The sequence below is a fragment of the Albimonas donghaensis genome (assembly GCF_900106695.1).
GTDB classification, from domain to species: domain Bacteria; phylum Pseudomonadota; class Alphaproteobacteria; order Rhodobacterales; family Rhodobacteraceae; genus Albimonas; species Albimonas donghaensis.
Window position 1 is genome coordinate 252872 of the sequence record NZ_FNMZ01000003.1, and the last position, 12215, is coordinate 265086.

At 69.5% G+C, this 12215-nt stretch carries 10 protein-coding genes; 4 read left to right on the forward strand and 6 right to left on the reverse strand.

The features are described 5' to 3' along the window. Positions 1 to 25: 25 nt before the first annotated feature. Positions 26 to 694, forward strand: a complete 669-nt coding sequence (locus tag BLV24_RS10650) for a nitroreductase (RefSeq protein ID WP_092681487.1) — start codon at positions 26 to 28, stop codon at positions 692 to 694. A gap of 119 nt (positions 695 to 813) precedes the next feature. Here BLV24_RS10650 and BLV24_RS10655 read toward each other — a convergent pair whose 3' ends face one another. The 6 genes from BLV24_RS10655 to BLV24_RS10680 all read right to left on the reverse strand — a co-directional run bounded on the left by BLV24_RS10655 (position 814) and on the right by BLV24_RS10680 (position 7363). Continuing rightward, positions 814 to 2184: a TRAP transporter large permease gene (locus BLV24_RS10655; protein WP_092681489.1), complete on the reverse strand. Its 1371-nt coding sequence runs from the start codon at positions 2182 to 2184 to the stop codon at positions 814 to 816. A gap of 4 nt (positions 2185 to 2188) precedes the next feature. Then, complete coding sequence (locus BLV24_RS10660; protein WP_092681491.1) at positions 2189 to 2902, reverse strand: TRAP transporter small permease; 714 nt, start codon at positions 2900 to 2902, stop codon at positions 2189 to 2191. Between the two features lie 290 nt (positions 2903 to 3192). Further along, complete coding sequence (locus BLV24_RS10665) at positions 3193 to 4194, reverse strand: DctP family TRAP transporter solute-binding subunit (RefSeq protein ID WP_092681493.1); 1002 nt, start codon at positions 4192 to 4194, stop codon at positions 3193 to 3195. A gap of 313 nt (positions 4195 to 4507) precedes the next feature. Then, entirely contained in the window at positions 4508 to 5287 is a 780-nt protein-coding gene (locus tag BLV24_RS10670) for an HAD-IA family hydrolase (protein WP_092681495.1), read from the reverse strand. 334 nt (positions 5288 to 5621) lie between these two features. After that, on the reverse strand, positions 5622 to 6026 hold the full coding sequence (locus tag BLV24_RS10675) for a MarR family winged helix-turn-helix transcriptional regulator (protein ID WP_092682047.1): 405 nt from the start codon (positions 6024 to 6026) through the stop codon (positions 5622 to 5624). Between the two features lie 38 nt (positions 6027 to 6064). Continuing rightward, positions 6065 to 7363, reverse strand: coding sequence for an MFS transporter (locus BLV24_RS10680; RefSeq protein ID WP_092681497.1), 1299 nt, complete (start codon positions 7361 to 7363; stop codon positions 6065 to 6067). Positions 7364 to 7804: 441 nt separating this feature from the next. On the opposite strand from BLV24_RS10680, the gene BLV24_RS10685 reads away from it, so the two are divergent. The 3 genes from BLV24_RS10685 (at position 7805) to BLV24_RS10695 (ending at position 12158) form a co-directional block, all read left to right on the forward strand. Then, complete coding sequence (locus tag BLV24_RS10685; protein WP_092681499.1) at positions 7805 to 9376, forward strand: Re/Si-specific NAD(P)(+) transhydrogenase subunit alpha; 1572 nt, start codon at positions 7805 to 7807, stop codon at positions 9374 to 9376. A 13-nt stretch (positions 9377 to 9389) separates the two neighbouring features. Beyond that, positions 9390 to 10823 carry an NAD(P)(+) transhydrogenase (Re/Si-specific) subunit beta gene (locus BLV24_RS10690; RefSeq protein ID WP_092681501.1) on the forward strand — a complete coding sequence of 478 codons (1434 nt, stop codon included), beginning with the start codon at positions 9390 to 9392 and terminating at the stop codon, positions 10821 to 10823. A 207-nt stretch (positions 10824 to 11030) separates the two neighbouring features. Further along, positions 11031 to 12158 (forward strand): zinc-binding dehydrogenase, encoded by a 1128-nt coding sequence (locus BLV24_RS10695; protein ID WP_092681503.1) that lies wholly within the window; start codon positions 11031 to 11033, stop codon positions 12156 to 12158. The last annotated feature ends 57 nt before the right edge of the window (positions 12159 to 12215 follow it).

Genomic DNA, 12215 nt, shown 5'->3' on the forward strand with positions numbered 1-12215 from the left:
ACGACACAGCTTGGAGGAGACGAGCATGAAGGTCAGCGAAGCGGTCGCCGCGCGCATTTCCGCACGGGCGTTCCTGCCCGACCCGGTGCCCGACGAGGTGATCCGGCGGGTGCTGGAGCGGGCCTCCCGCGCCCCGTCGGGCGGCAATCTTCAGCCCTGGATCGTGTCGGTGCTCAACGGCCCGAAACTGGACGAGTTCCGCGCCATCGCCGCCCAGCGGCTGGCCGAGACCGACGGCCAGGGCGAGGGGTTCGAATACAAGGTCTATCCCGACAACCTGCACGAGCCCTACCGCACCCGCCGCTTCGGCGTGGGCGAGATGATGTACGCCAAGCTGGGGATCGAGCGCGCCGACAAGGCCGGCCGCCTCGCCTGGTTCGCCAACAACTACCGCTTCTTCGGGGCCCCGGCGGCGTTCTTCATCCATGTCGACCGGCGCATGAACGCTCCGCAATGGTCGGATCTGGGCATGTTCCTGCAGACGGTGATGCTGCTCTTCCAGGAGGAGGGCTACGACACCTGCGCGCAGGAGGCCTGGGCCCGCCTGCACGAAACCATCGACGCCTTCACCGGCGCGTCGGAGGAGACGATGGTGTTCTGCGGCCTCGCCATCGGCAAGATCGACCGCACTCACCCGGTCAACACGATGTATTCGGAGCGCGCGCCGCTGGACGAATGGGTCAAGTTCCTCTGACCCGCTGACCCGGCGCCTTCCCTGAAACGCAGCGGCGCCGGCGAGGGGTCTCCCCGCCGGCGCCGCGCTCGTCTCCCTCCCCCGTCCGGGGGAGCGGGGGGCATGACGCCCCCCCGGCCTCACCGGGTGATGATCTCCGGCCCCATGAAGTAGGTGGGCAGGAAGGTCGACAACGCCGGGATGTAGGTGACCATGATCAGGAACACGAAGAGGATGCCCAGCCAGGGCAGCGCCGCCTTCACCACGTCCCACATGGGCATCCCCGCCACGCCGGACGTGACGAAGAGGTTCAGCCCCACGGGCGGCGTGATCATGCCGATCTCCATGTTCACCACCATGATGATGCCCAGGTGGATCGGGTCGATCCCCAGGCTGATGGCGATGGGGAAGACCAGCGGGGCGACGATGATGATCAGCCCCGACGGCTCCATGAACTGACCGCCGATCAGCAGGATCAGGTTCACGATGATCAGGAACATGATCGGGCCGAACCCCGCGTCCAGCATCGAGTTGGCGATGGACTGGGGGATCTGCTCATCGGTCAGAACGTGCTTCAGGATCAGCGCGTTGGCGATGATGAAAAGCAGCGTCACGGTCAGCTTGCCGCCGTCGAACAGCGCGTCGCGGGTGTCGGGATGCACCCAGGCCGTGACCACGGTCCAGGGCTTGCGCCAGAACGAAATCGGCCCGTCCGGCCCCCGCAGCGGCCCCATGTCCCGGTAGATGAAATTGGCGATCAGGAAGGCGTAGACCGCCGCCACCGCCGCGGCCTCGGTGGGCGTGAACACGCCGCCGTAGATGCCGCCCAGGATGATGACGATCAGGAACAGGCCCCAGCCGGCTTCGCGGCCCGAGGCGATGATCTCGCCGAAGCCGGCCCAGTCGCCCTTGGGCAGGTTCTGCACCCGCGCCGCCACGTAGATGCCGATCATCAGCATCACGCCCGCCAGGATGCCGGGGATCACGCCCGCCAGGAACATGCGCCCGACCGACACGTCGGTCGCCGCCGCATAGACCACCATGACGATGGAGGGCGGGATCAGGATGCCCAGCGTGCCGGCGTTGCAGATCACGCCGGCCGCGAAGGACTTGGTGTAGCCGACCTGCTGCATCCCCGCGATGACGATGCCGCCGATGGCGACCACCGTGGCCGGAGACGAGCCCGACAGCGCCGCGAACAGCATGCAGGCGAACACGCCCGCGATCGCCAGACCGCCGCGCAGATGCCCCACGCAGGCGATGGAGAAGCGGATGATCCGGCTCGCCACCCCGCCCGTGGACATGAAGGTGGAGGCGAGCACGAAGAACGGGATCGCCAGCAGCGTGTAGTGCCCCGCCATGGCGTTGTAGAGCGTCTGGGCGATGGAGCCGAGCGAGCTGTCCGACAGCACCAGCAGGAACACCGTCGACGAGAAGCCCAGCGCCACCGCGATCGGGACGCCGATCAGCAGCAGGGTGATGACCATGCCGAAGAGAATGACGACTTCCATGGTCTCAGTTCCCTCCCTTGGGGGCGGCGCCGGCGGCGTCAGCGGGCTCGCGGTGGGCGCGGGCGGCTTCCTCCACCGCCTCTTCGACTTCGTGGCTGGCGATCAGCGAGGACCGGGTCCCGCGGATCATCTCCCAGCCGGCCTCGGCGAAGCGCAGCACCAGCAGCAGCATCGACAGCGGCATCACCACATAGGGGATCAGGCGGGGCATCTTCTCGTAGCGCTCGCCCATGTTGAAGATGTCGGCGAAGAAGCCGTTGAGGATCGCGGGCATCGGCACGTCGTTGAGCTCGTACCAGCCCTGCCCGCGGGAATTGCCGAAGCCGGTGGGGAACCAGCGGCCGGTGGTCGGCTGCAGCTCGCCATAGGGGGCCCAGAAGTCCCAGGCGCCTTTCAGCAGCAGCAGCGCGAAGACCAGGCAGACCGCCGCCGCGATCAGCCCCAGCACGCGGCGCACCGCGGGCGAGGCGATGTTGATGACCGCATCCACGCCCAGGTGGGAGGTGGTCTTCACGCAGTAGCTCGCCCCCAGCAGGACCAGCCAGGCGAACAGGAAGGACGTGACTTCCAGCGCCCACAGGATGTTGGAATTGAAGACATAGCGGGCGACGACATTGGCGAAGGTCACCAGCGTCATTGCGCCGAGAATGGCGGCGATCAGCGTCTCTTCGATGGCGTTGATCGCGCGGCCTGACGGCGAACGGGCTTTGTAATGCATGGGGCCTCCCCCCCGGAGTGACCGACCCCGGGGCGGCGGGGCGGGGCCGCGGCGCTTCGGGGTCACGATGGTGGACGCCCCGCCCCGGTCGGAACCGGGGCGGGGCGAAGGGATCGCGGTCCGCGCGTCGGGCGTCGCCGGCGCCGACGTTCCGGCTCCTCCCAAAGCCGGGCGGTCGGCGCAGGCGCGGCGGACGGAACGCCGGGGCTCGTCGGGCCGGCCGGGAGGCGCGCCCCGGCCGACCTGTCCCGGTCCGGGCCTGGCCCGGGTCGGGTCGTTTTGGGTCGGGATCAGTGCTTGGCGTTGATCTCCTGGGCGGCCGCGATGTTCTCGGCCCCCACGTCGCCTTCGAACTGGCCCCAGACGGGCTTCATCACGTCGACCCAGGCCTGGCGCTGCTCGGCGGTCAGCTGGCGCACTTCGCCGCCGGCGTCGATGATCGCCTGCTTGGCCTCCTCGTTGACCTTGAAGGACTCGCTGTTGCGGGTCTCGGTCACTTCCCGGAGGATGGTCGAGAGCTGGTCGCGCACGTCGGCGTCGAGCCCGTCCCACCAGTCCACCGACGTCACCACCATGTAGTCGATGATGCCGTGGTTGGTCTCGGTGGTGCCGTCCTGAACCTCGAAGAACTTCTGGCCGTAGATGTTGGACCAGGTGTTCTCCTGCCCGTCGACGACGCCGGTCTGCAGGGCGCCGTAGACCTCGGAGAAGGCCATCGCCTGCGGGTTGGCGTCGAGCGCGGCGAACTGCGCCTTGAGCACCTCGGAGGTCTGCACGCGGAACTTAAGCCCCGCGGCGTCCGACGGCTCCAGCAGCGGCTTGCTGGCCGAGATCTGCTTCATGCCGTTATGCCAGAATTCGAGCCCCAGCAGGCCGCGACGGGTCATCGACTCCTTCATGGCCTGGCCGACCTCGGAGGTCTGGAACTCGTCCACCGCATCGATGTTCTTGAACATGAAGGGCAGGTCGAAGATCCGGTACTTCTTGGTGAAGGTCTCGAACTTCGACAGCGACGGCGCGGCCAGCTGGACGTCGCCGTTCAGCATCGCCTCCAGCACCTGATCGTCGTTGTAGAGCGAGGAGTTGCCGTAGACCTCCATGCAGGCCTTGCCGTTCATCTCCTCGTTCACCCGCTCCTGCAGGAGCGACGCGGCGATGCCCTTGGGATGCTTGTCGGTGTTGGTGACGTGGCTGAACTTGATGACGACTTCGCCGTCGTCGCAGGCCGCCTGGGCGCCGGTCGCGACGCCGAGAGCCACCGCCGAAACGGCGGCGAGTTTGAAAAAGCGCATGTCATGTCCTCCCTGATGGTTTCCGAATGCGCGAGAAACCGGACCGGGAGCGTAGGCCCCGCGGCGGACGCGGTAAATGACCTTTTCGGGACGAAATCAACCCGGCGCGGGCGGTTTCCGGGCGCATCGGGCACATACTTTCAAGTAGGTCGCGCCTTTCCCCTGCGTTGGCCGCGCGCCTTCGCAGTGCAGCGCGAATATAGTATGGAGTCGTTACTTTGTCGGACGCGACAAGGGCCGGCGCATCTCGGCGCCGGCCCTTCGGGTCAATGAGTGTGTGTGGGGGGTGTGTGGGGGAGGGAGCGACGCCCGCTCAGGCGGCGGCGCCCCGGCCGGCGCCGACCTGGGCGTGCCACCAGCGCAGCGCATCCGGATCGACCCAGGAGAACGGGCCGGGATCGCCGGCCAGCACCTCGAAGGGCACATGCGGCTCGCCCAGGTCGCTCAGCACCACCAGCGCCTGCGAGAAATCCTCGCCGCGGGTGTAGATCCCCGGCGCCGCCACCACGTCGAGCCCCGCGCCGCGGGCGGAGGCCACGCCGCGGGCGCTGTCCTCGATCGCCAGCGCGCATTCCGGGCGCAGGCCCAGCCGCTCCAGCACCAGCCGGTAGGGGGCCGGGTCGGGCTTGGGCGCCTGCACGTCCTCACGCGTCACGACGGCGGCGAACCAGTCCAGCGCCTCGAAGCCGAAGGCGTTGAGGATCAGGCCTTCGAACGCCTCCCGGGTCGAGGTGGTGCAGGCCGCGATCCGCACGCCCGAGCCGCGCAGGTCCGACAGCAGCCGCCCGACGCCGGGGCGCAGCGCGGCGCCCTCTTCCATCGAGGCCAGGAAATGCGCGGTCTTGGCGGCGTGCAGCGCCTCGATGGCGCCGGCATGTTCCATCATCGCGAGGTCGCGGGGGCGCCAGGCCTCCGCATAGTGGCGGATGCGGGCGAGCCCGCCTTCCACGGCCAGCAATTCGTAATACAGCTCCCGCTCCCACACCCAGTCGAGCCCGGCCTCGGCGAAGGCGGCGTTGAAGGCGGCGCGGTGCAGTTCCTCGGTTTCGGCGAGCGTGCCGTCCACGTCGAAGATCACGGCCTGAAGCGTCATCGGGGCGTCCTTTCGTAGGGCGAGAACCGCGCCGCGCCTGCAAGGCGTCCTCCCGGTCGGGGGGGGCGTGCGGCGCTGGCGACGGGCTCGCGGCGATGGGTCCGGTCGAAGGTCGGCGCGTCGGAGAAGAATGCCCGCGGCGCGCGACAGGGATGTGACGGCCTCGCAACACCCGACCCCGGAGAAAAAGGTCCGGAGGAACAGGGCGGCGGGTCGCCATCTTTCCGCCATCATAGCGCGAGCCCGGGGTCCGCGTCGAGTCCGCATCGGCGATGCCTGCGCCGACACGGCCCGGCGGCGACCGCGCCTCAACAGGAGGGGCGGCGATTCGGGCTCAGATCCCGTTCAGCACCCGGCGCAGGGCCTTGGCCGCATCCCGCCCCAGCGCGGCCTCGATCTCCGCCTGGGCCTGCGTCCAGAGGGGGAAGGCCGCCGCCAGCGTCTCGCGCCCCTGCGGGGTCAGCCGCAGCGTCGCCTCGCGGCGGTCGGCGCCCGGCGCGCTGTCCAGCAGCCCGCCGCGGACCAGCACCCGCGCGTTGCGCCCCACGGTGGAGCGGTCGAGCTCCGCCCGCCGCCCGAGCTCGGTCAACGAAATCTCGCCCGCGTGGTCGACCTGGCGCAGCATCGAGAACTGGCCGACATTGACCCCCGCCGGCGCCAGAGCCGCGTCGTAGCGGGCGGACAGGCGGCGGCCGGCCTTGCGAAGCTCGTTGCAATAGCAGTCGGTGCGCTGGCGCATCGGGGTCTCCCGCGTCTCGCTCTCCCGCCCCTGCGCGATCACGCGGGGACGCCCTGCGCGCCTCCGCGCGGGGCGGCGCGCGACAGGCCCAGGATCAGCATGGCCGCCAGAATGCACAGCGCCCCGGCCGCGTAAAGCGCGGGCATGTAGCTGCCGAACTCGGTCCGCGTCGTCCCCGCCATCCACGCCGCGCAGGCCGCGCCGATCTGGTGGCCGGCGAAGACCCAGCCGAAGACCAGCGGCCCGCGCTCGCCCCCGAAACGCTCTGCGGCCAGGCGCACGGTCGGCGGCACCGTCGCCACCCAGTCCAGCCCGTAGAACACCGCGAAGATCGCCAGCTGGTTCACCGAGAAATCCGAGAACGGCAGATACAGCAGCGACAGTCCGCGCAGCCCGTAATACCAGGCCAGCAGGCGGCGATTGTCGAAGCGGTCCGACAGCCAGCCGGAGCCGATGGTCCCGGCCAGGTCGAACACCCCGATCATCGCCAGCATCCCCGCCGCCGCCACCGGCAGCACGCCGAAGTCGCCGCACAGCGCGATCCAGTGGGTCTGGATCAGCCCGTTGGTGGAGAAGCCGCAGATGAAGAAGGTGACGAAGAGGATCCAGAAGGTCCGCGTCGCCGCGATCTCCACCAGCACGGCGATCGGCATGACCAGCAGCGGGCGCAGGCCGGTGGTCGGCGGCGGCGCGGGCTGGAGCGCGGTTTCCCCATGGGGGGCGAGGCCCAGATCCGCGGGCCGGTCGCGCATCAGCGCCAGCACCAGCGCGAAGGCCAGCCCCAGCCCGACCACGGTCACCGACAGGGCGAGGCGCCAGCCATGGGCCTCGGTCAGGGCGGCGACCATGGGCAGGAAGACAAGCTGCCCGGTGGCGTTGGAGGCGGTCATCAGCCCCATCACCAGCCCGCGGCGATGGCTGAACCAGCGCGTCGCCACCGTAGCCCCCAGCACCAGCGCCGTCATCCCGGTGCCGACGCCGATGACCACGCCCCAGAGCAGGACCATCTGCCGGACCTCGGTCATGAAGAAGGACGCGACGATCCCGCCGGCGATCATCGCCAGCGCCGTCGCCGTGACCTGCCGCACCCCGAAGCGGTTCATGAAGGCCGCCGCGAACGGCCCCAGCAGGCCGAACAGCATCAGCCGGATGGCCAGCGCCGTGGAGATCTCGGCGTTGGTCCAGCCGAACTCCTCCTGCAGGGGCAGCAGCAACACCCCGGCCGAGCCCAGCGCCCCGGCGGTGGCCAGCATGGTCAGGAAGGTGACGCCGGCGGCCACCCAACCGTAATGCACGCCGCGACGCGCAAGGGCGCGGGCGAGAGTCTCGGAGATCATGGTCGGGCGGCTCCTTGCGTCGGGGCGCTTCGAAGGGGGGCGATCGGGGGAGAGCTTATTGCGTGCATATGCCCGCGTCTGCGGATTTGCAACCCGCCTCCCGCCGGGCGAAGATGGCCGGGCAAGACCCGCGGCCGGCGAAAATCACGCGCGAGCGAATCATTCGCATACGAACCACAGCGGGGAATTGTGCTTCGCGCCGTCTCACGCCGCTCCTGGCGGCGGCGGGCTGCGGTTGGCGGGCGAAACCGCGCCGTCCATCGCCCGAAAAGCGCGGCGCGACGACCCATGCGCAAGATTATTGCGCGAAACCACCCCCAGACGCCTTGCCTATTTCCGCCGCGCGCGCGAAATGCCCGGTGGACAGATCGCGGCCCGGGCGGTCTTCTTCGCGCCGGGACCCGGCACCGCGTCCTGGAGGAGAACGAGGAGGAGGGCTGGATGAAAATCGGCGCCCCAAAAGAGATATTCGCGGGGGAGAAGCGCGTCGCGCTCACCCCCGAAAGCGCCAAGCGGCTGCAGAAGCTGGGCTATGAATGCCTGGTCGAAGCCGGCGCCGGCGAAGCCGCGAGCCTGACCGACGAGGCCTACCGCGACGCGGGGGTGACGGTGGTGGGCTCGGCGGCGGAGCTGTGGGACCAGGCGGACATCATCGTCAAGGTCCGCGGCCCCGAGGAAAGCGAGGTCGAGGCGGCGCCCGAGGGCAAGCTGCTGATCTCCTTCATCTGGCCGGCCCAGAACCCCGAGCTTCTGGACAAGCTGAACGCCAAGAAGCTGACCGTGATCGCCATGGACATGGTGCCCCGGATCAGCCGCGCGCAGAAGATGGACGCCCTGTCGTCCATGGCCAATATCGGCGGCTACCGCGCCGTGGTGGAGGCCGCCAACAACTTCGGCCGCTTCTTCACCGGCCAGATCACCGCCGCGGGCAAGGTGCCGCCCGCCAAGGTGATGGTGATCGGCGCGGGCGTCGCGGGCCTCGCGGCCATCGGCGCGGCCCAGGCGCTCGGCGCGGTCGTGCGCGCCTTCGACGTGCGCCCCGAAGTGGCCGAGCAGATCGAGTCCATGGGCGCCGAGTTCCTGTTCCTCGATTTCGAGGACAGCCAGGACGGCGCCGGGACCGGGGGCTACGCCGCCCCCTCCAGCCCGGAATTCCGCGAAAAGCAGCTGGAGCTGTTCCGCGCCCAGGCCCCCGAAGTCGACATCGTCATCACCACCGCCCTGATCCCCGGACGCCCGGCCCCCAAGCTGTGGCTGGAGGACATGGTGGCGATGATGAAGCCCGGCTCGGTGGTCGTCGACCTGGCGGCCGAGCGCGGCGGCAACTGCGACCTGACCGTCCCCGACGAGAAGATCGTGTCCGAGAACGGCGTGACCGTGATCGGCTACACCGACTTCCCCAGCCGGATGGCCACGCAGTCGTCGAACCTCTACGGCACCAACATCGCCCACATGCTGTTCGACCTGACGCCCGAGAAGGACGGTCAGCCGAACGTCGACATGGAGGACGACGTGATCCGCGGCGCCACCGTGGTTCATGGCGGCGAGATCACCTTCCCGCCGCCGCCGCCCAAGGTGAAGGCCATCGCCGCCGCCGCTCCGAAGGAGAAGGTGAAGGAGCCGACCGCCGAGGAGAAGCGCGCCGCCGAGACCGCCGCCTTCAAGAAGCAGACCAAAAGCCAGGTCACGCTTCTGGCCGTGGGCGCGGCGCTGCTGCTGGGCGTGGGGCTCGTCGCCCCGGCCAGCTTCATGCAGCACTTCATCGTCTTCGTGCTGTCGGTCTTCGTCGGCTTCCAGGTGATCTGGGGCGTGGCGCATTCGCTGCACACGCCGCTGATGGCGGTGACCAACGCCATCTCCTCGATCATCATTCTCGGGGCGCTGATGCAGATCGGCTCGGGCTCGTGGCTGGTGATCCTGCTGTCGGCGCTGTCGATCTTCATGGCCGGCATCAACATCTTCGGCGGCTTCCTCGTCACCCGGCGCATGCTCGCCATGTTCCAGAAATCGTAAGGGAGGCGAGGACATGGACTACGGATTCTCGACCGCGGCCTATGTGGTCGCGGCGGTGCTCTTCATCCTGTCGCTCGGCGGGCTGTCGAACCAGGAAAGCGCCAAGCGCGCGGTGTGGTACGGCATCGCCGGCATGGCGCTGGCCGTCGCCGCCACGCTGATCGGCCCGGGCTCCGGCCTGTGGCTGATGTCGGTGGCGCTGATCGCCGGCGGCGGCATCATCGGCTTCATCGTCGCCAAGCGCGTGCAGATGACCGAAATGCCCCAGCTGGTCGCGGCCATGCACTCGCTGGTCGGCCTCGCCGCCGTGTTCGTGGGCTACAACGCCCATATCGAGCTCGGCCGCGTGCTGCCGATGGACGAGGCGGCCCGCGCCGGCCTGCAGGGCTTCGCGGCCCTGCTCGCCAAGAAGGACGCGGTGGAGATCTCGATCCTGCGGGTCGAGCTGTTCCTCGGCGTGTTCATCGGCGCGGTGACCTTCACCGGCTCGGTGGTGGCTTACGGCAAGCTGGCGGGCAAGCTGACCTCGGCGGCGACCAAGCTGCCGGGCGGGCACATGCTCAACGCCACGGCGGCGGCGATCTCGGTGCTGTCGCTGATCTGGTACGCCAGCTCCGGCGGGGTGCTGCCGCTGATCCTGATGACGCTGATGGCGCTGTTCATCGGCTATCACCTGATCATGGGCATCGGCGGCGCCGACATGCCGGTGGTCGTCTCCATGCTCAACTCCTATTCGGGCTGGGCGGCGGCGGCGATCGGCTTCTCGCTGGGCAACGATCTGCTGATCGTGGTCGGCGCGCTGGTCGGCTCCTCGGGCGCGATCCTCAGCTACATCATGTGCAAGGCCATGAACCGTCACTTCGTCTCGGTGATCCTGGGCGGGTTCGGCGGATCGTCGGGCCCGGCCATGGAGATCGACGGCGAGATGATCGCCATCGACGCCGATGGCGTGGGCGCGGCGCTGGACGAGGCCGACTCGGTCATCATCGTGCCGGGCTACGGCATGGCGGTGGCGCAGGCGCAGGCCTCGGTGTCGGAGCTGACCCGCCGGCTGCGCGCCAAGGGCAAGGAGGTGCGCTTCGCCATCCACCCCGTCGCGGGCCGTCTGCCGGGGCACATGAACGTGCTGCTGGCCGAGGCCAAGGTGCCCTACGACTTCGTGCTGGAGATGGACGAGATCAACGAGGATTTCCCCGACACCGACGTGGTCATCATCATCGGCGCGAACGACATCGTGAACCCGGCGGCGCAGGAGGATCCCAATTCCCCCATCGCCGGGATGCCGGTGCTGGAAGTGTGGAAGGCCAAGCAGGTGTTCGTGTCCAAGCGCGGCGCGGGCACCGGCTATTCGGGCATCGAGAACCCGCTGTTCTTCAAGGAGAACACGCGGATGTTCTACGGCGACGCCAAGGCCTCGGTCGACGCGCTGCTGGCCCAGGTGAACTGAGCCTCCGCGCATCGCGGGACAGGAAAGGGCGCGCCTCCGGGCGCGCCCTTTTCCGTTTCGCCCCGTCCCGCGGCGCCCCGTCCCGTTCCGCGGCGCCCCGCCTCTCCCCGCCTCTCCCCGCGGCGCCCCTTGCCGCGCAGGTCAGGACGCGCGAGGCTCCGCCCGAATTTCGGGGGACGCCCCCGCAACGATATCGGGAGAGACACCATGACCGACCGCACCGGACTCGAGCTTCGCTCGCTCATCACCTCCGCCGGCGAACTGACCCTGTCGCTGGAGGAAGTCGCCGTCCCCGATCCCGGCCCCGGCAAGGTGGTCGTGCGGATCGAGGCCTCGCCGCTGAACCCCTCCGATCTCGGCCTGCTGCTGGGGCCGGCGGATCTGTCGGGGATGAAGGCGTCGGGCACGGCCGACCGCCCCGTGCTGACCGCCCCCGTGCCCGAGGGCCGGCTGAAGCACGTCGCCGCCCGGCTGGACCAGTCGATGCCGGTGGGCAATGAGGGCGCCGGCACGGTGATCGCCGCCGGCGAGGGCGCCGAGGGCCTGATGGGCAAGCGCGTCGCCATGCTCGGCGGGTCGATGTACGCCCAGTACCGCACCCTGCCCGCCGCGGCCTGCCTGCCCCTGCCCGACGGCGCCACCGCGGCCGAGGGCGCCTCCGCCTTCGTCAACCCGCTGACCGCGCTGTCGATGGTCGAGACCATGCGCGCCGAGGGTCACAAGGCCCTGATCCACACCGCCGCGGCCTCCAATCTCGGCCAGATGCTCAACCGCATCTGCCTCGCGGACGGGGTGAAGCTGGTCAACATCGTGCGCAAGCCCGAGCAGGCCGAGATCCTGCGCGGCATCGGCGCCGAATACATCTGCGACAGCTCCGACCCGGATTTCGAGGCGAAGCTGGCCGACGCGATCGAGGCCACCGGCGCCACCATCGCCTTCGACGCCATCGGCGGCGGCAAGCTGGCCGGGCAGATCCTGGCGGCGATGGAGACGGCGCTGTCCAAGGGCATGGAATACAGCCGCTACGGCTCCTCGGTGCGCAAGCAGGTCTATATCTACGGCTCGCTGGACCTCGGCCCGACGATCATCGACCGCTCCTTCGGGCTGAGCTGGGCGACCGGGGGCTACCTGCTGACCAACTTCCTCGCCGCGGCGAGCCCGGAGGTCCGGGACCGGATGCGCAACCGGGTGGCGGCCGAGCTGACCACCACCTTCGCCAGCCATTACGCGGGCGAGCTGTCGCTGGCCGAGGCGCTGGACCCCGCCACGGTCGAGACCTACCAGCGCAAGGCCACCGGCGTGAAATACCTGATCACCCCCGCCAAGGGGCTCTGACCTCGCCGGATGGGCGCCCGCAGGCGACAGCCTGCGCGGGGGCGGGGGGGCTCGACG